The sequence below is a fragment of the Aliivibrio logei genome, assembly GCF_001691055.1.
In the GTDB taxonomy this organism is placed as follows: domain Bacteria; phylum Pseudomonadota; class Gammaproteobacteria; order Enterobacterales; family Vibrionaceae; genus Aliivibrio; species Aliivibrio salmonicida.
This window is the reverse complement of the sequence record NZ_MAJU01000029.1, coordinates 58,876-83,357: the sequence shown is the minus strand read 5'-3', so window position 1 is coordinate 83,357 and position 24,482 is coordinate 58,876. Positions and strand designations below refer to the sequence as shown.

The 24,482-nt window shown below is 38.1% G+C and carries 18 protein-coding genes, 4 tRNA genes and 1 riboswitch; of the genes, 5 read left to right on the top strand and 17 right to left on the bottom strand.

Annotation, left to right across the window (positions count from 1 at the left end):
- Positions 1-54: 54 nt before the first annotated feature.
- From nspC to A6E04_RS18380, 13 genes are all read right to left on the bottom strand, one after another.
- Positions 55-1,188, bottom strand: coding sequence for a carboxynorspermidine decarboxylase (nspC, locus tag A6E04_RS18440; RefSeq protein WP_023603543.1), 1,134 nt, complete (start codon positions 1,186-1,188; stop codon positions 55-57).
- Between the two features lie 86 nt (positions 1,189-1,274).
- Positions 1,275-2,519, bottom strand: a complete 1,245-nt coding sequence (locus tag A6E04_RS18435; protein WP_065612048.1) for a carboxynorspermidine synthase — start codon at positions 2,517-2,519, stop codon at positions 1,275-1,277.
- A gap of 2 nt (positions 2,520-2,521) precedes the next feature.
- Positions 2,522-5,425: a pyridoxal phosphate-dependent class III aminotransferase gene (locus A6E04_RS18430; protein ID WP_065612047.1), complete on the bottom strand. Its 2,904-nt coding sequence runs from the start codon at positions 5,423-5,425 to the stop codon at positions 2,522-2,524.
- A gap of 796 nt (positions 5,426-6,221) precedes the next feature.
- Positions 6,222-6,297 (bottom strand) — tRNA-Gly (locus tag A6E04_RS18425).
- Positions 6,298-6,330: 33 nt separating this feature from the next.
- Positions 6,331-6,417, bottom strand: a tRNA-Leu gene (locus A6E04_RS18420).
- Between the two features lie 108 nt (positions 6,418-6,525).
- Positions 6,526-6,601, bottom strand: a tRNA-Gly gene (locus tag A6E04_RS18415).
- A gap of 3 nt (positions 6,602-6,604) precedes the next feature.
- A tRNA-Cys gene (locus A6E04_RS18410) sits at positions 6,605-6,678 on the bottom strand.
- A 317-nt stretch (positions 6,679-6,995) separates the two neighbouring features.
- The gene (pgsA, locus tag A6E04_RS18405; protein ID WP_017022839.1) at positions 6,996-7,550 is read right to left on the bottom strand and encodes a CDP-diacylglycerol--glycerol-3-phosphate 3-phosphatidyltransferase; all 555 of its coding nucleotides are present in this window, start codon (positions 7,548-7,550) and stop codon (positions 6,996-6,998) included.
- 44 nt (positions 7,551-7,594) lie between these two features.
- Positions 7,595-9,421, bottom strand: a complete 1,827-nt coding sequence (gene uvrC, locus A6E04_RS18400) for an excinuclease ABC subunit UvrC (protein ID WP_012550666.1) — start codon at positions 9,419-9,421, stop codon at positions 7,595-7,597.
- Positions 9,421-10,065 carry a UvrY/SirA/GacA family response regulator transcription factor gene (gene uvrY, locus A6E04_RS18395; RefSeq protein WP_012550667.1) on the bottom strand — a complete coding sequence of 215 codons (645 nt, stop codon included), beginning with the start codon at positions 10,063-10,065 and terminating at the stop codon, positions 9,421-9,423. Before uvrY ends, uvrC begins: the two co-directional genes overlap by 1 nt.
- 185 nt (positions 10,066-10,250) lie before the next feature.
- Complete coding sequence (locus A6E04_RS18390) at positions 10,251-12,620, bottom strand: DNA polymerase II (RefSeq protein WP_065612046.1); 2,370 nt, start codon at positions 12,618-12,620, stop codon at positions 10,251-10,253.
- Between the two features lie 3 nt (positions 12,621-12,623).
- Positions 12,624-13,400 (bottom strand): nucleotidyltransferase domain-containing protein, encoded by a 777-nt coding sequence (locus A6E04_RS18385; RefSeq protein ID WP_012550669.1) that lies wholly within the window; start codon positions 13,398-13,400, stop codon positions 12,624-12,626.
- A 111-nt stretch (positions 13,401-13,511) separates the two neighbouring features.
- Positions 13,512-15,098, bottom strand: coding sequence for a Na+/H+ antiporter NhaC family protein (locus tag A6E04_RS18380; protein WP_065612045.1), 1,587 nt, complete (start codon positions 15,096-15,098; stop codon positions 13,512-13,514).
- 84 nt (positions 15,099-15,182) lie between these two features.
- Positions 15,183-15,366: riboswitch (Lysine riboswitch) on the bottom strand.
- A 241-nt stretch (positions 15,367-15,607) separates the two neighbouring features.
- Here A6E04_RS18380 and A6E04_RS18375 point away from each other — a divergent pair.
- A complete protein-coding gene (locus tag A6E04_RS18375) occupies positions 15,608-16,012 on the top strand; it encodes an H-NS family histone-like protein (protein ID WP_017022835.1) in 405 nt (134 codons plus the stop codon).
- Positions 16,013-16,090: 78 nt separating this feature from the next.
- On the opposite strand, the gene A6E04_RS18370 is transcribed toward A6E04_RS18375, so the two are convergent.
- Complete coding sequence (locus tag A6E04_RS18370; protein ID WP_065612044.1) at positions 16,091-16,843, bottom strand: MipA/OmpV family protein; 753 nt, start codon at positions 16,841-16,843, stop codon at positions 16,091-16,093.
- A 273-nt stretch (positions 16,844-17,116) separates the two neighbouring features.
- Positions 17,117-17,959: a fatty acid metabolism transcriptional regulator FadR gene (gene fadR / locus A6E04_RS18365; protein WP_012550673.1), complete on the bottom strand. Its 843-nt coding sequence runs from the start codon at positions 17,957-17,959 to the stop codon at positions 17,117-17,119.
- A 447-nt stretch (positions 17,960-18,406) separates the two neighbouring features.
- Between fadR and nhaB the strand changes: the two genes are divergently transcribed.
- Positions 18,407-20,002, top strand: a complete 1,596-nt coding sequence (gene nhaB / locus A6E04_RS18360) for a Na(+)/H(+) antiporter NhaB (protein WP_012550674.1) — start codon at positions 18,407-18,409, stop codon at positions 20,000-20,002.
- Between the two features lie 74 nt (positions 20,003-20,076).
- A complete protein-coding gene (gene dsbB, locus A6E04_RS18355) occupies positions 20,077-20,592 on the top strand; it encodes a disulfide bond formation protein DsbB (protein WP_012550675.1) in 516 nt (171 codons plus the stop codon).
- A gap of 89 nt (positions 20,593-20,681) precedes the next feature.
- Here dsbB and A6E04_RS18350 read toward each other — a convergent pair whose 3' ends face one another.
- Complete coding sequence (locus tag A6E04_RS18350) at positions 20,682-21,296, bottom strand: SEC-C metal-binding domain-containing protein (protein WP_012550676.1); 615 nt, start codon at positions 21,294-21,296, stop codon at positions 20,682-20,684.
- Between the two features lie 101 nt (positions 21,297-21,397).
- Between A6E04_RS18350 and A6E04_RS18345 the strand changes: the two genes are divergently transcribed.
- Both A6E04_RS18345 and dusC read left to right on the top strand, forming a co-directional pair.
- Positions 21,398-21,958, top strand: a complete 561-nt coding sequence (locus tag A6E04_RS18345; RefSeq protein ID WP_012550677.1) for a type II secretion system protein — start codon at positions 21,398-21,400, stop codon at positions 21,956-21,958.
- Positions 21,959-22,009: 51 nt separating this feature from the next.
- Complete coding sequence (gene dusC / locus A6E04_RS18340) at positions 22,010-22,957, top strand: tRNA dihydrouridine(16) synthase DusC (protein WP_012550678.1); 948 nt, start codon at positions 22,010-22,012, stop codon at positions 22,955-22,957.
- 19 nt (positions 22,958-22,976) lie between these two features.
- Here dusC and A6E04_RS18335 read toward each other — a convergent pair whose 3' ends face one another.
- Complete coding sequence (locus A6E04_RS18335; protein ID WP_012550679.1) at positions 22,977-24,449, bottom strand: sensor domain-containing diguanylate cyclase; 1,473 nt, start codon at positions 24,447-24,449, stop codon at positions 22,977-22,979.
- Between the last annotated feature and the right edge of the window lie 33 nt (positions 24,450-24,482).

Sequence of the window (24,482 nt, the reverse complement as noted above, 5' to 3'; positions counted from 1 at the left end):
CAAAAGTGGCAATAAGCGTACGGTCTTATTGCCATCTTATCTGTCTGTTATTCTTTAACTTATCGTCCACTGAGATAACGAACGTTTAAAATCAGAATAATCAAACTCGTTCAGTTTATCTATTTTTCCAGACCGTCTTTCACAATAAACCGATGGCATTTTTAAACCATTAAACCAGTTTAATTTCACCATGGTATAACCTGCACTGTCTAATAAGTGCAATTTTTGTCCTATCTGTAATGGTTGTTCAAATTGAGTTTCACAAAATTGATCCCCCGCTAAACAAGAACATGAACCGATAATGTATTCATATTGACCTTGCTCTGAGGCTTCTAGTATCGAGGCGGGTTCATTATAAATTAATGTGTCTAAGCGATGCGCTTCTGTTGCTGAATCAACAATGGCTGTTTTTTTACCATTTTCAACAATATCCACCACACTAACAACCAAATCGGCCGTTTTTGTAATAATGGCCTCACCCGGTTCTAAATACAGCTGCACTTTGTGTTTATCAGAAAAAGCTTTTAATACTGTTGCCAGCTTATCAACATCATAATCTGGCCATGTAAAGAAAACGCCTCCCCCAAGACTTACCCATTCAAGAGTATCTAAATAAGTACCAAATCGAACTGAGATGGCATCAAGGAGTGACGAAAATGCGTCTACACTTTTGTTCTCACAATTCATGTGAAACATCACACCATTGATATACTCAAATACAGTGGTATCAAGGTGATCCGCTTGAACACCTAAGCGAGAAAACTCACGGGCTGGATTGGCCAGATCTTGCCCTGCATAGCTAACACCAGGATTTAACCTAAGACCGACAGACACTTTGCCTTCAACTAAATGTCGATAAGCAGTCAACTGAGATTGCGAATTGAAGATCAATTTATTACAAATTTCGATGACTTCTTTCACATCCTCTTCACTGTAACCCACACTGTAAGCGTGTGTCTCACCACCAAACGTTTCGTGCCCCAGTCTCACTTCATAAGGTCCACTGCTTGTTGTACCGTCTAAATAAGGTTTAATCAGATCAAAGATACCCCATGTTGAAAAACATTTAAGTGCCAACACAAGCTTAACGCCTGATTGTTCTTTTAATCGTTTTGCCACTTCAAGATTCGCGATTAACTTCGCTTCATCAATCATAAAATAAGGCGTTTTCAATTCACTTTTTTTCAATTGATCTGTCATGATACTCATCTCTGCACATCGAATAAACCGATGCGATTTTTCAAAGAATCACACCGATTATTATCGTATTTCTATTATTTTAAAATATTAATCGTTGGCTGTTTTGGTGTGAGTTCTTGAACATGCCAATCTAAACCAATTTGAGGCATTGTTTCTAGGAATGGATCCGGATTTAACTGCTCCATATTAAACACACCAGCCGCAGCCCACTCACCACGAAAATACTGTAAAGCAGCGGTGATAGCGGGAACCCCTGTTGTGTATGAAATAGCCTGATGCTCTACGTCTTTGTACGCCACTTCATGATCGGCATTGTTATAAATGAACACACTACGCTCTTTACCGTCTTTCTTACCTTGTACCCACGTTCCTATGCACGTTAATCCCGTGTAACCTGGGGCAAGAGAGGTTGGATCAGGCAACAATGCTTTTAGGACATGCAAAGGCTGAACGACAGTTCCATTATGCAATGTCAGTGGCTCTGGGCTTAATAGACCAATATCGCGCATACAATTAAAGTAGTTCAAGTAGGTATCACCAAAACCCATCCAGAATTCAATTCGTTTAGCAGGAATAAACTCTTTCATTGAACGTACTTCATCATGCGCCATTGAATACACTTTATGGGTGCCACAATGTGGAAAATCAAACTCTAACATACGGGTATGGCAAGGCACTTGTCTCCACTCTCCGTTTTCCCAATAGAAAGAATCCCCTTGGATTTCTAGCATATTCGTTTCTGGATCGAAGTTAGTCGCAAACTTTTTACCATGATCGCCATTGTTAATATCCATGACATCAATCGTGTCGATCTCATCAAACAGATGCTTAACCGCGTAAGCGGCAAATACACTCACTACACCCGGATCAAAACCGGCACCTAAAATACCCGTAATGCCCGCTTCTTTAAATTTTTCACGGTAACCCCATTGCCAGTCATACGCTTCTGGTACTTGCTGCCCTTTTGAACATAAATCCACAGCAACTGAGGTATCTAAATACGAGATTTTCGCTTGATAACACGCTTCCATAATCGCGATATTAACCCATGGAGGACCTGCATTAATAACCAGATCAGGTTGAACGTCATTAATAAGGGTAATTAGAGCCTCAACGTCATCGGCGTTCACTGATTTTGCTTCTAACTTTTTTGTCGGATCTTTTAGGTTATTTTTTCCCTTAATTGATTCGATAATTTTTTCGCACTTTTCAATGGTACGAGAAGCAATCGTGATATCACCTAACGTGTCATTATTTTGCGCCGCTTTATGGGCAATAACCCACCCAACACCACCTGCGCCAATTTGTAAAATAGACATAATTATTTACCCTTATTTGATAGTTCTACGGCCAACGTATTAATTTTTTCCAGCAAAGATTCAAAATCAGACATCTTTAAACATGGATTAAGTATGGTTAATTTCAATGCGGTTTTATCACCCACAATCGTTTCCCCGAGAATGGCAACACCTCGAGTTAACGCTTCAATCCTTACGTTCTGATTAAGACAATTAAGACGTTCAATGTCATGATTAACGACACGAAATAGGACGGTTGATAATGCAGGTTGAGCAAGTAATTCAAAGCATTCATTTTGTTTGATTAAGCTTGCTACTCTTTGTGTTTGATCCAGCAAATGGTCATACATATCACCTAATACGTTAGGCCCCACATTCTGCATCGTCATGAATATTTTTAATGCATCAAATCGACGAGTCGTCGCTATGGATTTATCGACTAAATTAGGAAGTTCATCATGCTCTCTATTTAAATAATCCGCATGATGAAGTAAATATTTAAAAGCCGATTGATTCTTTAACAGCAAAGCCCCGCAACTAATGGTTTGATAAAATAATTTATGAAAATCAACACTTAAAGAATCAGCACGATCGATTCCATTTAAACGATTTTTATGGCTACTGAGTATTAATGCCCCTCCATAAGCACCATCTACATGAAACCAAAGATCATGTTCTTGGGCGGTATCCGCTAATGCAGATAAATCATCGATAGCACCATGGTCGGTCGTCCCAGCGGTACCAACAAGTACAAATGGGATCAATCCATTGGCTTTTAAATCGAAGATTGTCTTATTAAGAGCTGCAATTTTTATGGTGCCATTATCATTTGTCTCAACACTGCACACTGCTTTTTCACCAAGCCCTAATAGAGACGCTGATTTCTGTACCGTAAAGTGTGATTTGTTAGAGCATATAATACGCAGCTTATGTGCATATTCTGGAAGGCCTTGTTTTTGGATTGAGTGCTGGCTGATCATATCCGCAATCCAGTCCCGAGCTAACAGTAGCCCCATGAGATTACTTTGTGTTCCACCACTGGTGAAAACGCCATCTGAGTCAGCACCTAATTGATATTTAGTACAAACCCAATCAATGACTTTCTGTTCAACATACGTCGCTGAAGAAGCTTGATCCCATGAATCCATTGATTGATTTAGCGTTGCAATCATTACTTCAGCAGCAATCGCGGACATCAATGGCGGTGTATGCAGATGGGCAATACAGCTTGGGTGTTGAACAATAATTGAGTGTTTAGCAACAAGATCCGCCATATCATCAATAACATCATTAATGGGTGCGTTATTTGTATCTAAATTCACCGCATAAATGGCTTTCTCTAGTTCTTTTGGATCTAAACCTGAATACGGGACTGTCGTTTGCTCAAAAACAGCTTTCATTGCTTTTGTTGTGTGATTCATCACTTGAGAAAAAGTATCACTTCCACATTTCCCAGTATGAATAAAGTGCGACCTCCATTCTTCACGCACTTCATCACTCTCAATCGTGTCACTCACACCACCACAAGCAATCATCGCATCTTCAAGTACACGTAGAGCAAAATCAATTTGTTCAAAGCTGATAATAAGAGGGGGAAGAAAACGAATAACAGAACCATCACGTCCCCCTTTTTCAATCAGCAAACCACGCTCCAATGATGCCCTTTGAATCGCTAAAGTAAGAACACCATCAGATTGAGGTTCATTAAACTTATTTTTACTGCCGTCTGATTTTTGAATCTCAATACCTAGCATCAACCCTTTACCACGGACCTCTGCAATGCAATTAACGCGTTGTTGTAACGCCTCTAAACCTAAACGAAAATATTTACCCGCCACAGTGGCATGTTCGACCAAATTATCTCGTTCAATAATATCTAACGCTTTTGTCCCTGACACCATTGCTAACTGATTACCACGAAATGTTCCGGTATGCTCACCCGCTTTCCATGTATCGATGCTCTTATTAAACACCAACAGAGACATTGGTAAACCGCCGCCAATGGCTTTTGATAAACATAAAATATCAGGAGAAACATTGGATTCTTCAAAAGCAAAGTTATAACCAGATTTACCAACACCACATTGAATTTCATCTAATATGAGTAAGATCTCATGTTCATCACACAAGCGTCGTAACTCTTTCAACCAAAAAGCAGGGGCAGGAACCACACCACCTTCACCTTGAATAGGTTCGACAATCATCGCCGCCGGTTTCATAATCCCAGCTTCATCATCACTTAATAACCGTTCAATATATTGGATACTGGCTTTCGCACCGTCATCGCCACCAAGCCCAAAGGGACAGCGTAAATCATAAGGAAAGGGCATAAAATGAACATCAGACATCAATCCTGTGCGTCTAGATTTCGTTTCAAGATTACCCATCATCCCCATCGTGCCATTTGTCATCCCATGATACGCCCCACGAAATGCAAACATCGTATTTCGTCCCGTCGTTTGCTTAGCCAGTTTGATGGCTGCTTCAACAGCATCAGCACCTGATGGTCCACAGAACTGAATTACGGCATTTTCAGAAAAATAAGCTGGTAAAAAACGTTTCACTTTTTGAATAAAGGTATTTTTAACTTCCGTTGTAATATCCAAAGTTTGATAAGGCAAACCTGAATCTAACTGATCTTTTAATGCTTGATTGATTTCAGGATGGTTGTAGCCTAACGCCAGTGTTCCAGCTCCTGCCAAGCAATCTAAATAAAGTTGTCCGCGCGTGTCTTCAACTAACACACCAAACGCTTTTTTTATCGCTATTGGTAAGCGTCTAGGATAAGAACGAACCTCTGATTCATGTTCAGTTTGTTCGATTAAAGCTTTATCTGGTGTTAGATCATAGAGCTTATCTAAAATCGGAACCTGAAGTGAAAATGCAGACGTAAGTGTCGAGTTATCGACATTAAATACAGAACTCATTGTTGTTACCTTGAAATATGTTTTCAAACCTCTTTATTTTTAACGCATAACAAAACACCCCGAAAAACAGGATATAGATAGCGAAAAATAAAAGTGGCACAGCAAAGTATCCCAATGACTTACTAATAAGTACGGGATCTTAATATCACAGGAGTGATTAAATGCTTTAAGTTAAATCAAGGTTCAGTAATGCTACCGTTTTCAACAACAGGGCATGTTGGAAGAATTGAGCTGATTGGAGTATATAATTTGAATGTGTACATGTTGGGTTTCCCGTTTATATGGCACTGTTGCCACTAGTATCCCTTCTATCAGTAAAGTTTTACTGATACCTACCCTACGTAATGTCACCAGCTTTAATGGTCATTACGCGTTTCCCCCAGAACTTACCCCGAGATTGTGAAGAAAAATACCATATCCATTCATAACATGGCAATTCTTTTTCATAACATTATTATCATTAATGTGAAATAACCGCTTATTTACCATTACGTTAAGAACAAACTGATAAATAATCTAACATTCGACTCCACCAAACAGTATGTATTGTTGTTGATAGTGAATTTCATATTCACATAGTACAGACGTTAAAAAGCCTGACCATTTCTGATCAGGCTTTTTAATTTTGGAGCGACATACGGGGCTCCCGTACTTCAAGGCTTAGGCGTGACCTCAACCTTGGCAAAGTTGCACTCTATGCTACCCAACAATAATCACCGTCGTTGATAGTGAATTTCATATTCACATACTGCAGACGTTAAAAAGCCCGACCATTTCTGATCGGGCTTATTAATTTTGGAGCGACACACGAGGCTCGAACTCGTGACCTCAACCTTGGCAAGGTTGCGCTCTACCAGCTGAGCTAGTGTCGCATGCTATATCTTTCGATATAGACTTTTAATAGATGGTGCCCCGGGCCGGACTTGAACCGGCACAGCGCGAACGCCGAGGGATTTTAAATCCCTTGTGTCTACCAATTCCACCACCAGGGCACGCAATTCTTTATTGCGATGCACCCAACCAATGTGCTTTATAAATAAAGCGGGTTAGACACCATCTTCAACAGTCCGCCAATGTTACTTGACTGTTGTTACAAAATTTGGAGCGACACACGAGGCTCGAACTCGTGACCTCAACCTTGGCAAGGTTGCGCTCTACCAGCTGAGCTAGTGTCGCAAATGGAGGCGCGTCCCGGAGTCGAACCGAGCTCCACGGATTTGCAATCCGCTGCATAGCCACTCTGCCAACACGCCATTCCAGCCCTCAAAGACTTAACCAATTACTTAGTTGCCTTCCTCTTGGGTACGGGATGCATTCTACTGATTCAGCATCTGTAGTCAACACTATTTTTCTATTTTTGTTCCGTTTGAATAAAATGCGATCAAAATGAATATAAAACACACTAAAAATGCAGTATTCAAACAAATTAAGATAAGATGACTGTAGAAAGTAAGAATAAAACAAACTAAAAACTAAGAATAAAAAGCAGCAATATCAGAACTCTATACTTTATTTTGTTATAAATACAAAAAAAGCGAACCTAAGTTCGCTTCTTCATCTCAATCACTGACTAATCATCAGCATTAAGTAGATCATCTTTCGCTGCAGCGAGATATTGCATCATTGACCAGTACGTTAGAATGGTGGCTACATAAAGTGCAACATAACCAACCCACACCATCCAATCATCATAACGCCAAATTAAAACCCACAATGCGAACATTTGAGAAACGGTTTTAACTTTTCCAACCCAAGAAACAGCAACACTTGCACGTTTACCTATTTCTGCCATCCATTCTCTTAAAGCAGAAATAATCAGTTCACGCCCTATCATGGTAATCGCAGGAATTGTGATCCAAATACTATGATAATGTTCGGTAATTAAAATTAAGGCCGCAGCAACCATTACTTTATCTGCGACAGGATCTAAAAAGGCACCAAATCGAGAGGTTTGTCCTAGCTTTCTTGCTAGTAACCCATCCAACCAATCAGTAAAGCCTGCTACCCAAAAAACCATCGCAGCAGCAACTGCAGACCATTCATAAGGTAAATAGAAAACAACAACAAACACTGGAATAAGTGCAAGTCGGATAAACGTGAGTATATTTGGTATCGTTAATCGCATAATAATTCTTTAGTTTTGGTCCGCGGGTCTATGGTGCGCTTTTTTTACCCTTGTTTCAACGCATCCTGTATTTTTTCTGCTAAAGAGCGGCTAATACCTGGCACTTTGCTTATTTCTTCAACACTTGCCTTTTTTAATTCTTGTAGACCACCTAAATATTGTAATAATGCTTGTCTCCGCTTAGGACCGACACCTTCAATGTGTTGCAATGTACTGGTTTTTCTTACTTTAGCGCGCTGAGCACGGTGCCCGCTAATCGCATGATTATGACTCTCATCACGAATATGTTGTATTAAATGCAATGCAGGCGAATCACTTGGCATCGAAAACTCTTCTCCTGTAATTTTCACCAGAGTCTCTAGCCCATGCTTTCTTGTCACTCCTTTTGCAATCCCAAGTAATAACGGTCTTTTAGGCCAATCTCCCCAATGCTGACGAATAACGTCGTAAGCTCTGTTCAATTGCCCTTTTCCTCCGTCAATAAACACAATATCAGGGATTTTATCAATATCCAATTGCTTACTATAACGACGCTCTAAAACTTGAGCCATCGCGGCGTAATCATCCCCTCCAGTAATACCGGTAATATTGTATCGACGATATTCCGATTTTACTGGCCCTTCTTGATTAAATACAACGCATGACGCAACGGTTTTCTCTCCCATCGTATGACTGATATCAAAACATTCCATACGTTGGATAGATGCTAAAGAAAGCGCTTCTTCTAACTGTTTAAATCGCTGATAAACCGTAAGCTTATGGTTAGCCTTACTCGTTAAGGCCGACAATGCATTCGTATCCGCGAGTTTTAAATAGCGACCTTTCATTCCTTTAGGGTTTAATTGAAATAACACTTTACGGCCAGACAGCTCCGTTAATGCCTGCTCTAGCCCTTCACTCTCAAATTCAAAACTGGTAATCACTCGATTGGGAATAGTGCGCCCTTGACTATGGTTTAAATAATATTGAGTGAGAAAACTAGAAAACACTTCCTCTTTCTCAGTTTTAGCTGGAATTTTAGGAAAAAAGCTACGGCTGCCTAAAATCTTTCCATGCCGAATCATTAACAAGTGAATACAAGCGAGTCCATTTTCAATTGTAAAACCTAATACATCAAGATCGTCACTACTTTCATCCGAAACATATTGTTGTTCTTGTACGCGTCTCATTGATTGAATTTGATCACGAATTGTCGCTGCTTTTTCAAAATTAAGAGCCTGACTCGCCCCTTCCATTTGTTCAACTAGAGATTGAATAACTTGTCGATCTTTCCCTTGCAAAAACAATCGAATAAATTCAGTTTGCTCGGCATAATCTTCATCACTAATAATGCCTTTTACGCATGGTGCTAAACAGCGACCAATTTGATGCATTAAACAAGGTCTATGACGATTTGCATACACTGAATCTTCACATTGACGAATAGGGAATAGTTTTTGAATTAGATGAAGGGAATCTCTAACCGCTCCTGAATCAGGATAAGGTCCAAAATATTCTCCTTTTTTTCGTTTCGTACCACGATGAATGGAGATCCTTGGATGCTTATGATTCGAAATAAAAATGTAAGGATAAGATTTATCATCACGCAGCAGCACATTATATTTAGGTAAATATTGCTTAATATAATTATGCTCAAGAATTAATGCTTCAGTTTCTGTATGAGTGACCGTAACATCAATTTGTGCAATATGAGTGACCAAGGCTTTGGTTTTTTCTGAAGGGATATTACTGCGAAAATAGCTCGATAATCGCTTTTTTAAATCCTTTGCTTTACCGACGTAAATAACCTCAGCTTCGGCGTTATACATTCGATAAACGCCGGGCTGATGGGTAACTGATAGTAGAAAAGCTTTTGAATCAAAAGGAGGCACTACAGCGTCTCAGCATCTAATATGCCATGACGAATAGCTAAATGCGTTAATTCAACATCTCCACTAATGTCTAATTTACTGAATAATCGATAACGATAACTGTTCACAGTTTTAGGGCTTAAATTAAGTTGTTCGGAAATATCCGTCACTTTTTCGCCTTTAGTAATCATGATCATTATCTGTAACTCACGCTCTGAAAGTTCTTTAAAAGGATTTTCAGAATCAGGCGTAAATTGACTTAACGCCATTTGTTGAGCAATTTCTGGTGATAAGTAACGCTGGCCACTTTGTACCATACGAATAGCATTCACCATTTCATCCGGTCCCGCACCTTTGGTTAGATAGCCTGCAGCTCCCGCTTGCATCACCTTCGTTGGGAATGGATTCTCAGTATGAATAGTTAATACTATAACTTTCATATCTGGGTTAAATCGTAAAATCTTTTTCGTGGCTTCTAAGCCACCAATACCAGGCATGTTCATATCCATCAGAACAATATCAGCCTGCTCTGTTCGACACCATTTAACGGCATCTTCACCGCTGTCAGCTTCCCCTACTACTTTAATTCCACGGACGTCTTCAAGAATACGTCGAATCCCTGTGCGAACCAGCTCATGATCATCTACAAGGAATACTTTAATCACAACTGACACTCCGAATTAATCTACAGCCACCTCGGCTGAGGCTTATCTCAATGTCCTATTTTACCTTAAATAAAAAGTAATGCGCGCATTGATTATGCGTTAGGACGCAAATTTTTGCTATTAAAAGCCTATTGACTTTACTAAGTTTTTTAGATGTATTACTCAATATATAACAAAACTAATCGTTAGAATAGACCTAATTGAGAAGCCGATAATTCAGTAAAACTTAAATTAACAAAAGGAAGTATGCCCTCAGCAATTGGCTTTAATTGTTTCTCAACATAGTGATCATAATCAATCGGATTTTGGCGATATTCAATGGGTTCAGGACCCGCTGTCGTTATTATGTATTCAATCCACCCCCCTTGTTGATACATGAGTGGTTTTCCTAATTTTTGGTTTTGTGTATCGGCTATTCTTGCCGCCTTCACATGCGGTGGAACATTCTTTTGATATTCATCTAACTGTCTACGTAAACGCTTACGATAAATTAACTTATTATCAAATTCACCCGATTTTGTTTTATCAACATATTCACGTACGTACTCTTCCACAGCTTGTTGATGAAATACTTTATCAAAAAGTACCTTTTGAAACTCTTGAGAGAGAGGGGTCCAATCGGTTCTCACCGTTTCTAACCCTTTAAAAATGATCTCTTCTTTATCGCCTTTTCTAATCAACCCTGCGTAGCGTTTTTTCGATCCCATTTCAGAACCGCGAATAGTCGGCATTAAAAAGATACGATAATGCGTTTCATATTCAATTTCTAAAGCAGAGTCTATTGCGTATTCAGACTCTAAATGCGCGGTCCACCATTGATTAATATGATCAACTAACTGTTTGCCTATTTTATCCGCTTCATCAGATGGCATAGATTCCCCCAAGGTAACAAAGGTGGAATCGGTATCGCCATAGATCACTTCATACCCTTGAGATTCGATAAGCTCTCTGGTTGTTTTCATTATTTCATGCCCACGCATCGTAATTGACGACGCTAAACGATGGTCAAAAAATCGGCATCCAGATGATCCTAACACCCCATAAAAAGAATTCATTATGATTTTAATTGCTTGAGAAAACGCTTTTTCATTATTTTTCTTCGCGACATCTCTCGCTGACCATAAGGTTTCGATCAAATTAGGTAAAAAATGTTTTGTTCTATGAAAACGACCACCTCTAAATCCTTCGATAGCTTGCCCATCATCTATCCCCGATTCTAATTTTAAGCCTTCAACTAGCCCCAACGGGTCAATACGAAAGGTTTTAATAATAGAAGGATAAAGCGACTTAAAATCAAGGACCAATACCGATTCATATAGACCCGGTTTAGAGCTCATGACATAACCACCAGGGCTTGCAATCCAATTCTCACTTTCTAAATTCGGAGCAATGTACCCTGCTCTATGCAATCGAGGTAAATATAAATTAGTGAAAGCGGCAACCGAACCACCAACACGATCGAGTTCGATACCGGTCAATTTCGTTCTTTCAATAGCAAACTCTAGTAAATGTGTTAGTTCAAAAATACGAGTAACTAGCACACAATCTTGAAGATTATATTTTGCTAATGCGCATTTATCTTCACGGTACATACGGTTTATCTCACCCATCCGATCACTCGGATCGTGTATCGATTTCCCTTCATTTAATAATTCTTGAGATACCGACTCTAAAGACCAACTCGAAAAATGATATGTCGCCGTTTTTAACGCATCAATGCCATCCAAAACCACCCGACCGGGAAAAGATAAAAAACCTTGTTGCCTATTTTTATTTGATTCTCGAAAATAAAGAGAGGAATTCCCTCGACCTAACCGAAAGGCAAGGTTGTGCCATTTGGCTCTTTTAATTAGTAAATTAAAATCAAAGTTAATGACATTCCATCCAATAATAATATCGGGGTCAAACGTTTGAAACCAAGACTCTAGAGCAAGAAGCAATGCTTTTTCATTCTCAACCCATTCTATCGGTAAGTCACTCGTCTCTTCTGGCCCTACCATAATGATACGAGTATCACGCTCACAGTGCAGCGCTACAGAATATAAAATACCTTTTTCTGAACACTCTACATCTAATGAAACCACACTGAATTCAGGTGTCATTTCTGCGGATTTAATTTTTACATCTCGATATTCAACGTATCCTTTTCTTTGTCGCGGAGTACCAACAAAAGCCATTCCTCCACAAATAAAACGTTCCATTAAATAACGATCGGCTAAACGAATATCACCTTCAAAAGTCGGCAGTTGATGATCTTCAAATAGGGCTGTTGCTACTCGTTTTTGCTGAGTACTCGAAAAATACAAACCAAAAACAGGCTGATGCTGAAAAGTATGTAAAGAGGTCGATTTAATTGAATAATGAATATGTGCGTTCGTTAATATTGACTCATATTCAGCTTGTCGTTCTTTCAAAAAGAAAATAACAGCCAATTCATTTTCAATTAATAAATGTGCTATATGGTCATCACATTTAACCCATAAATCGACGAGGGAATGGTCTCTGATGTCTTTATTCTGACGAGTTAATAAAAAGCCGCAGTGAGGAGAGTTCAATCGTTAACCTATTCTTCTTTCTATGTTATTAAATTCGCTCACAACCCAATCTCCAAATTCTTTTAATAAAACAAGAACTGAGCGCTTAGGTACTTTTCGCCCTTTTAATAATAAAACAACGCGTTCTATTTCTGTCTGCTTTTCAGGATAATATTCTAGAAATTTGCGTGCACATAAAATAGGATGATCATACCAGCCCTTATCTTTATGCATAATAAGAGAGTAACAACTTCTTAATAATTTCTTTGCTATGGTTTTCTGTAATTGAACTTGAGTATTAATATCTTGGCTAGCGGTGATTTTTTTTATGTACACTTGTAACCATTCTTCAATGTCCATATTCATGTTTTTAGCAATTTCCCAGCTCGGTTCAAAATCACCAAAACGAGTAGAAAGATCATCACCAAAAATACAAACACAACAGTGACGTAACCAAAATCCCCAACTGAATATAGATTCTAATTGCAGAACTTCTGATGCAGTACCGATGTTGAAAGTAACCCCGGTAATTTGTGGATATTTAGACTGAAAACGAACCTTAATTGTATTGATTAATGTTTGTTCTTTGTTTGTTAAAGGAACGGTGGTAATTAAAGTAACATCTAAATTTGAACGGCCCGGAATCGCCTCTCGTCTTGCCACGCTACCATATAAATAAATACTGTGGATTGACTTAGGAGCAGCAGAACGAACATGCACCATCAAGTCTTTAATTGCCGGTTCAAATACAGCTTGAAATGGGGAGTTTTTATCGATGAGAGGCAAACTATAACGAGACACAAAGAACTCCTAAAAGCATATATGAAACGCCATGATCGCGATTAAACAGAAAAATAGCAATAAAAAACCGGCAATAAAAGCCGGTTTTTTAAGAGTTAAAAAAAGAGAGGATTAAGCGGTTACGCGACCCTTCTTTGAAATTACCATCATTGCGCCACAAACAAGAACAAAGGCAACGGTTGATGCTAAAAATGACATCCATACAGAGTTAGTAAAGCCAAGTGCTATATAACCAACCGCTGAAACACCGGCAATAGATAACGCATAAGGTAATTGTGTCGATACATGGTCTATATGGCAACAACGAGCCCCTGTTGAAGACAAGATTGTTGTATCAGAGATAGGAGAACAGTGATCACCAAACACAGATCCAGCTAACACAGCACCTAGCATTGGTAAAATGAGTGCGATATCTGTTGCACCAGCCATGTCTCCTGCGATAGGAAGCATAATACCAAATGTACCCCATGACGTACCTGTACTAAATGCCATCAAACCTGACAATAAGAACAAAATAACTGGGATCCAATGAATACCAATACTGCCTTGAGCTAAGCTAGACAAATATGAACCGGTTTGCATATCACCGATAACAGAACCAATTGTCCACGCAAAGAATAGAATTAGTATTGCGCCAAACATTGACTTAGCACCAATCCACATTGTGATTGCAATGTCTTTCATTTCTATATTTTGGCGGAAAACCGTAATTAATGCAGACGCTAAACCAAGTAAAGCACCGTAACATAATGAGGTTCCAACATCGGTATTCTCAAAGGTACCCAGAATATTGAACTCTTTACCATCAGCGATTAACGCTTGAGCACCGGTATAAACCATGAAGAAAATAGTCGCGACAATTAGTACGATAATTGGAAAGATTAAATCAGAAACTTTACCAGTATCACTTTCTGTAATGTTTAGCTCTTCATTTAAGTCTTTCGATTCTTTATCAACCGCTTGATCATCAAAGCCATTACCACGATTAGCTTCATTTTCATGATCTCGCATCGGACCAATATCTAATTGGAACCAAACGACAGCAAATACCATTAATAATGCAAATACCGCATAGAAGTTCATAGGAATGAGACGAACATAAGCGCCCAGTGCTGAATATTCAGTTACTCCATGAGAAACTAAAATACCACCAATAATAGTAATAATGTATGCACCCCAGCTAGACGCAGGCATTAGTACACACATAGGCGCGGCTGTTGAATCTAAAATATAAGCTAACTTAGCACGTGATACATAAAAACGGTCAGTTACAGGGCGGGATATTGAACCAACGGCTAAGCTATTAAAATAATCATCAACAAAAATAAACACACCTAAGCAGGCTGCCAATAATTTTGCTCCACGTTTACTTTTAATACGTGTTTGTGCCCATTCAGCAAAAGCGCGAGTTCCGCCTGATAGGGTTAAAAGTGCTGTTGTCATTCCTAATAAGATTAAAAAAGCAACAATACTCATATTCCAGCTATTTATTGCTCCGTCAGCAATAAATACACCTTTAACTGAATTAAAGACATACGTGCTTGTGCCAGAAATAGAATAACTTGATAATAAGATAGCACCTAAAACGATACCCACACCGAGAGATAATAAAACTCGACGCGTAATGATAGCTAAACCCAGTGCAACTAATGGGGGCAATATTGAAATTGGAGAATTGGAAAAATCGGCTAAATTCATGATCTACAACAACCAGTTTGGTTGGAGATCTACTGTAGATACGGTATATACCGTTATAAGGAAGTGAATGTAATAAAACCATTCCCCCACAGTAGCGCTCCATAGTTAAAAAATAAAATTGACTATGGCAGTGTTATTCCTTTTCGAAATAACCCCAGCTAACCTGTTTGATAACAGCACTAACTTCGGCATTAACTCCTTTCAATTGCAGTCATCGGTTATCAACCTCGAACAATTTACTTTTAGGCAATGCGCCTCTACCCGTTTAGGTGGAGTTATTGTACGGATTGAATACAACTTTGCAATACTATTCTGAGAATTTTAACATTAAAAACCACGCATAGGTAGAATGAGATACTTTAAAATTAACATTTAATTATCTCACAATAGAGACATATCACTTTTAATATTATTATCATTAATAATTAATTATTTCCTTATCCCATAGTTTGATATATTATTTAATGGTTATATAAAAATTACATTATCAAATTAATATGGAATCAAACATGTCTGATACTATTAAAACATTACTGAACCTACGTAGCCTACGCGCGTTATCTCGTGAAATGACATTAGAGCAACTAGAAGAAGCGCTTGAAAAGCTTCAAGCAGTTGTTGCTGAACGTCAAGAAACAGAAGCTGAAGATCGCGCTCTACTTGCTGAAAAACAAGCGAAGCTTGAAGAATTCCGTCAAATGATGATTGAGAGCGGTATCGCTCCTGAAGATCTACTAGACACAATGTCTTCTACTACAGTTAAAACAAAGCAGAAACGTGCTCCACGTCCAGCTAAGTACAAATTCTTAGACCACGCTGGCGAAGAAAAAACATGGACAGGCCAAGGCCGCACTCCATCAGCACTTCAAGTACACCTTGATTCTGGTAAATCATTAGAAGAGTTCGCTATCTAAATTGTTCTTATAGAACAATGCGATTTCGATAAAAAGCCATTCAAAAGAATGGCTTTTTTTATTCTAAATATCTATTATTTAGAATACGTATGCTATACCAACATTACCCGTAGAGCTGGTTGTGTGCTCTATCATCGGACTTTGCTCTAAATTCCCTTCAAGGTTCACATATCGTAAGCCCCCCGTCACTCTTATATTTGGGGTTACGTGGAAATAAGTCGATAATCCAATAAAAAATTGGCCATCCCAATCAGCATCAAACTCTTCAATACCACTTCTCTGGGCTTCTTCAGCTGATACCCCATAAAGGTGATTGTTTAACCGTTGGCTATTATATGAATAACCAAAAGATGGGGTTACGGCCCATCCTTTCCCTCTAATCGGTAAACGCCATGCTGCTTCTGCATATAATCCATTATGCGCTCTACCAACATCAGTCCCTCCGGTGAACTCAATGATCCCTATATGAGTAATTATTTGATAGCTAACCCCACCTAGCACCGTACTTTTTCGTTCATCTAATTGCTGCATCTCTGCATTTTTAGAATCTTCTGGTTGAAATGTTCGAGGATCATATACAAAACGAAAGATAATATTTTGAGGTGAGCCAATAGGATATAAACGATAACCACCATTGAATCCACGCAAAAATATATGCTCTCCCTCATAACCAATCATTGGTATTACCGTTGTATTTGATGGTGTTTCTTTATAAAAAGAGGGGGAATATGCTGCTGCAGCACCAATAGACCATTGAGATATTTTTGCATTTACACTATTGGTTACGAGCAATACTGCTCCTAGGATGAAACCACTGACTAATTTATTCACTGCATACCCTTTATACGTTTAATTATCGATGATTATATCAATTCTATTATTTATACCTACGCACTATACAGTACTAGATACTCTTTGACAGTTTTTAAGATATTGTTAACGTATACAGAATTAAATTCCAAATAAAAACATAGAACCAACACTATCAACCATTAGATAACGCAATTAAATGACAAAAAATACAGAATATAACTACTTTTATAAATTTAGAACAAAAAAAAGGCAGGCTATATTAGCCTGCCTTTTATGTATTTTTAGATGAAATTAACTATCATCTTCTCTAAAATTACTTGGTAAATTCTTTTTCATTTCATTCCAGATAAGATTGCCTTCAATACCATACTGACGCATTCTCGGCATTACAGCATCTTTTCTTTCTTCTTCACAAATCTGTTTTAGGTCTCGATAAAACTGTAATGCTAATTCTCTTGCTTCATCGCTTGAGAAATAATAACTACCAACACGAGCATAAAGCTTTTTAAGACCATTAAAGATCAGTCCATATATTTGGTTGCCTGATTTAAATGCAATACCTTGAAATAACATATAATCATAATAATTAAAGGTTTTTGCAATTAACAACTCTTGGCGCTTTATTGGATCTTTTTCATTATCTTCTTTTATTTCAGCTTTAAGTTTTGTCCCAAATGGAGATTCTTCAATAAATTTATCCCAGCTTTCTGCTGCAATTAACTGCTCACAAGACTCAATTACTCGGTCTAATGTGCGAAGAGATCCTTCTTTATTGGTCTTAAATGCTTGTCTCATAAAGATACAACTAATATTAGTTCTTGCTGCCAATAAGTCTTCAACAATTGAAGTCGCATTATTTGCATCCACTAATGTCATTAATGTATCTAAAATATGAAGACCCGACGTCTCCATATAATCATTAACTTTTGTTGGTTTACCATGTTGAATCGTTAACCAACCATCACGAGAAAGGCGTTGTAATACTTCTCGAAGCGTTGTTCTTGTAACCCCGATTAATTCAGATAATTCACGTTCTGCTGGTAAGATTGAACCTGGAGGAAATCGACCATTCCAAATGCTTTCTATAATGTATTTTTCAGCAAATCCGGCAGGACTTTTAGCCTTAATAACCATACAAGTTTACGATCCATTTTTTATTAAAATAACTAAACTCATCATACCACCACTTAAACAAATTCTTAACTATTTCTTAATTTGAAACCGAATTAAGGCCTTAACCTTCTCACTTTTAAGCCTATATCTCCCTAGAAGAATCAAGTAGAAGATGACTTTTTTTTATACATTTCTTTAGTTTTCTTTATAAAACCGAGCAAAGGCACATTTTGTACATTATCCCCCCCTATAATATTGACTAATTAGCAATAAAGAGTAGAGTTCAGGCGTTTGGTATAAGGTTAAGATAATTATAGGTAGTTATTTGGCAAGGCAGTAATTTATTACTTGTTGCTTTACTAAATAGTTGTTTATCTTTACTAAAAACAATACGTTAGGCGATTATTATCAACTCCTTACTTAACCTTATTTTTATGGAATTAGAGTAACAATTGTAGAGAGCATCACATGTCTATTTCGCTAGGGAATGCATTTATCAAAAACTTTCTTGGTAAAGCCCCCGACTGGTATAAAATCGCAATAATTTCGTTTCTAATCATCAACCCGCTGGTTTTCTTTTTTGTTGACCCATTCGCTGCAGGTTGGTTGCTCGTTGTGGAATTCATTTTCACTCTTGCAATGGCTTTAAAATGCTACCCTCTTCAACCTGGTGGTTTGCTTGCTATTCAAGCAATCGCTATAGGTATGACAAGTGCCGAACAAGTAAAACATGAATTAGTAGCTAATATTGAAGTTCTCTTACTGCTTGTGTTTATGGTTGCTGGTATTTACTTTATGAAACAGTTGCTGCTGTTCATTTTTACAAAAATACTTATTGGCATAAAATCAAAAACAGCCTTATCAGTGGCTTTCTGTTTTACCGCGGCATTCTTATCTGCATTTCTTGATGCATTAACCGTTATTGCCGTTGTTATCAGTGTTGCTGTTGGCTTTTATGCTATTTACCATCGAGTCGCCTCAGGTCAAGGTGGTACACCTAGCCATGATCATACTTGTGATTCGAATGTAACGGATGAATTAAGTCGTGACGATTTAGAAAACTACCGAGCATTTTTACGTAGCCTATTAATGCATGCTGGTGTTGGTACTGCGCTTGGTGGCGTAATGACCATGGTGGGTGAACCGCAAAATTTAATTATTGCGGATCAAGCAAACTGGATGTTTGGTGAGTTCATCATCCGTATGTTACCAGTGACCGCCCCTGTATTTATTTGCGGTTTGTTAACGTGTGTTGTTGTAGAAAAATTAGGTATTTGTGGTTACGGTGCAAAACTTCCTGAAAATGTTCGTAATATTCTAGAAGAGTACGAATCAGAAGAACGTAAAAATCGTACGAATATCGACAACGCAAAATTGATTATTCAAAGCGTGATTGCCGTATGGTTAATTGTTGCCTTAGCAATGCACCTTGCAGCTGTTGGCCTCATTGGTTTATCTGTCATCATTCTTGCAACTGCTTTTACTGGTGTCATTGAAGAGCATGCTATGGGTAAGGCATTTGAAGAGGCATTGCCTTTCACTGCATTACTTGCGGTCTTTTTTGCCATTGTCGCAGTGATTATAGATCAAGAACTATTTAAACCAATTATAGATGCGGTATTAGCAGTTGAAGATAAGAGTTCTCAACTTGCCCTATTCTATGTGGCAAATGGTATTCTTTCGATGGTCTCTGACAACGTATTTGTTGGTACCGTTTATATTAATGAAGTTAAAACCGCATTACTTGATGGTGTTATTACACGAGACCAATTTGACTTATTAGCCGTTGCAATCAATACGGGTACTAACTTACCTTCTGTTGCCACACCAAACGGTCAAGCAGCCTTCTTGTTCTTATTAACTTCAGCACTCGCACCATTAATTCAATTATCTTATGGTCGTATGGTTTGGATGGCTCTGCCATATACCATCGTTTTGGCATTAGTTGGTTTATTTGGTATCTCGTTCTTACTTGAACCAATGACAACAATGTTCTACGATTTCGGTTGGATCACACACGGAACGATAGAAGCTGCAACTAATGCCGTTTCTAGTGGTCATTAATAATGGCATAGCCACTTTTGATTGACTAAAAGGCTCTGTTTATACGGAGCCTTTCTTTTTACTAAGGAATAATAATGCAAGCCCTTAACCATTTTTCACGCATTCGCCTCTCTTGGCTTATTTTGCTTATCTTCATTCTCTTTTTTGAAGCTTGTGCACTGACCTTCCAACACATCATAAAACTACCACCATGCGTCATGTGCATTTACGAACGAGTGGCCATGATGGGTATTGCTGGTGCTGCCATTATTGGACTCTTAAACCCTAATAACATTATTTTCAGATGGTGTGGTCTTATTGCTTGGGGGATAAGTGCTGGCTGGGGCTTAAAACTTGCTATGCAACATGTTGATTTTCAATTAAACCCTTCACCATTCTCAACGTGTGATTTATTTGTCACGTTCCCATCATGGGCACCATTAAATAAATGGGCACCTTGGATGTTTGAAGCGTATGGTGACTGCAGCAAAATCGTTTGGCAATTTCTAACACTTACCATGCCACAATGGTTAGTTATTATCTTTGCAGGTAATTTAGTTGCTCTCGCTATTATTGTTATCGCTCAGTTCTTCAATAAGAAAAGCGCATAATTAACTATTTATATTGCTAATAACAAAAAAGCCATCGGGTAATTATTACCCGATGGCTTTTTTATTTAAATCAGAAAATAGAAATCTACCTATTTACCACAGCATTTCTTGAACTTCTTACCGCTCTCACATGGACAAGTATCATTACGGCCCACATTTTTGTACGGATTCACTTTCTGTCCTTTATAGCCGATTTGATATTCATCCGCAGCCATTGCCACTTCTAAAATCATCATGTCTAACTGAGGAAGCATTTGAGTTAATGTTGGCGGTGTATCAATACCCGCTTCAGCCATTTGGCGGTGCGTTTCTTCTTCATCAACAGCCAGCATCATTGTCGTTAATAACGCGGACAGCATACGCATCGTACCATCAGCGACGTTAAGATCTGACCATAACTCTTCAACCATTGGCCATACTGTCATGAAGCCTTCTGCGAAATCAGTGACGGCATCTAAATCATCAAAATTAACTAATTCGGTAATTTCATATTCATTACGTTTAAGTAACGTATATTGGTGTTCAATGTGCTGAGAGATTTGTTTTTCCATTTCAAGTGCATTATCTGCACCAATAAGATCACCTAACCACGCTTCTGGTGCTAATGGCTTCGTTGCCATATTAGCGGCAAGCACTGCACCTTCAAGAAAAAGGCCAGAACAGTTCAAATCAACGCCATCTAACGCAATTAATTGATATTTCATTATTTATTCACTTCCGAAATTAAGTTTTCGGCGTAGTATAGCGCAAATAATTATTAGAGCCTAAGTGCCGTTATTATTAATTTTTTGCTGCTGAGAAATCTATGAAAAATAATCAAGGATTTACCTTAATTGAACTGATCGTTGTTATCGTTATTTTAGGTATTCTAGCGGTCACCGCTGCGCCTAAATTTTTGAACTTACAAGATGATGCACATGAATCGAGGGCGAATGGCGTGTTCTCAGCTTTCACTGCTGCTGTCAATATGTATCACGGCGCATGGGTTTTGCAAGGTGAACCGTCTGTAAGTTCTGGTGTCGGTGTTATTTTTTCAGACGAGACCATTTACCCATCAAAGGAAGGTTTTCCTTTAAAAACGGAACAAAACTCACCTGGGCAGATTACTGGTGAAGGCTGTGGTCAACTTTGGAATGCATTATTAAATCAAGATTTAACTATTGAAAAATATGCAGGTGATGGTTTTGTAAGCACTAGTGCTGATATCCAATATTGGTATGGGTCACCTATTTCAGGTAAACCACAAGCATGTATGTATTACTATACATCAGATATAACAAACAAAAGCCAACAAGGTTACCAACTAAATTACTTCCCCTCTACAGGGGAGACGATAACTAAAAGCTATAATAAAGGAACTAAGTGACATCTAGCCCCTTTCCCCCTACAATCCCACCTCCAATAAAAGAGGTGGGATATGCAAGTAATACTAGGCCCTATGGAGGGCGTACTCGATCACTTAATGCGTGAACTATTAACAGAAATTAACGACTATGATTTCTGTGTTACTGAGTTTGTGCGCATCGTTGATCAACTTTTACCTCCTCATGTATTCCACCGAATCTGTCCGGAATTACATAACGACAGTAAAACCAAATCAGGTACCCCTATTCGTCTACAATTATTAGGACAAGAACCTAATTGGATGGCAGAAAACGCGGCACGAGCAATTGATCTTGGTTCTGATGGTCTTGATTTAAACTTTGGTTGCCCAGCAAAAGCGGTAAACAAAAGTCGGGGCGGAGCTGCGCTTTTAAAAGATCCTGAATTAATTTATCAAATCGTTAAAGCGTGTCGTGAAGCAGTACCACAAGATAAAAAAGTCACTGCAAAAATTCGCTTAGGTTGGGAGAATCCCGAAGAATGTTTTGCTATTGCCGATGCGATAAAACAAGCTGGCGCAAACGAATTAACCATCCATGCGCGCACTAAAACTGATGGCTATCGTGCAGAAGAAATAAAATGGGATTACATCAACCAAGTTCGCCAAAAAATAGATATTCCTATTATCGCTAATGGTGAAATTTGGAACTATGCCGATGGACAACGTTGTATTGCCGCCACAGGAATTGATTCGTTAATGGTGTGCCGAGGCGCATTTAATATGCCAAACCTTGGGAACGTAGTGAAACACAATCACCCGAAAATGCCGTGGCCAGAAGTGATTGCATTATTAATTCATTATTCAAAATTACAAATGGCTGGTGATAAAGGCCAGTATTATGCAAACAGAGTAAAACAATGGCTAGTTTATCTTCGACAAGAATATACTGAAGCTAAAGATATTTTCATGGATATTCGAAGCCATAAAAAAGCGCCTTTAATTGTAGAGCGCTTAAATCAAGAATTAGAGAACGTTAGTTAATCGCTATTACTCATCGTGTTTATGCAAAGTAAACACGATTCTTTCCATCTTCTTTGGCTTTATACAACAAATCATCGGCTTTTTTAATAATGTGTTCAAATGAAAAGTCTTGATGAGAATCAATAATCGAAACCCCTCCAGACACAGTAAAACCACCGCTCACTATTTTACCTGATGAATCCTGAATTGATTTTCTCACTCGTTCACATACATTCTCAAGCGTTTCTCTTGAATCTGCATTAATGCAGATAACAAACTCTTCACCCCCAAAGCGAGAGACTATATCACTGTCTCTCACACTCTTAGTCAGCATTCTTGCTACATACTTAATCGCTTCATCTCCAACATCATGACCAAACACATCATTAATCTGCTTAAAGTCATCGATGTCATAAATAGCAAAACCAACAAACTTTTTAACCACACGATCTTGTAAGCTCATTTCAAACCCTCGACGGTTATACAACCCTGTCATTGGATCTTGCTTTGCTAAATCACGATAATAATTCTGTGACAATCGAGTTTGGTAATAAAACATAGATAGAAGCGCTAAGATATAAGTGACAAAAATTAAAATGAGACTTTTTGCATCATGAACAAAGAAACTTTTGATCTCTTCTTTTATTGAGCTTTTATAATACAGAAAATACGTAAAATTAGTGTCATTGAGAATAACTGGCTGCATAAATCGGTATTGTTCAAAGCGTTCATATTCATCGCTATCTAACAATTGAATATGCTGAGATATGTCATTACTAGAACGTAATAGTTTATCCACCGATAAATCAATAACCAGAACACCTTTAAATAAATCTTTATAATAAATAGGCGTTGAGAAAGTAAGAACCTCTAGCCCATCAAAAAAAGCATCAGTATAGGGAGGTGTAAATGTAATGTGCCTTTCATTATCATTTTTCATACTGTTCTTCCAGTATGGTCTAGTGTAAATCGTCTCTAAACTTTGTTTCGTTAGATTTTCTGCTATTTCTTTAGGGGCTGAAATGATGTAATTATATTTTGAAATAAAATAGATGCCATGAAGATAATTTTCGTAGTCATGAATGAAGGAAATTACAGGTGCCAAGGCGATTTTTTTAGACGCTATTTTATATAATTCTGAATTCTCGTCACATAAATCTTCACTGCCAGCAATACTATAATCTAAGCGACTTTCAGGCACCGAGATACCTTGGTTAACCATGACAGCATCAAGATCGTTACTGGGACGAATAACACAAAGTCCGGCCTTCTCATCCATCTCAAAATTATGATTATAAAATTCACCCGTTTCTTGTTTATACATTTGAGAGAGGTTGTAATCTAAAGAAATAATGACTTTTATTGTTCGTTGAAGTGAATCGATAATACGATCATATTCTCGATTCACTTGTCGTTGGACTGCACCAAGGTGATTATTTAAAACAAACCCCACGATCAACACAAAGAACAGTGTTGGGATTAGAAAGATGTGTTTTAAATTAGATTTGGGCATAAATGCTTCTATAACAAAAATTGAACCGAATAT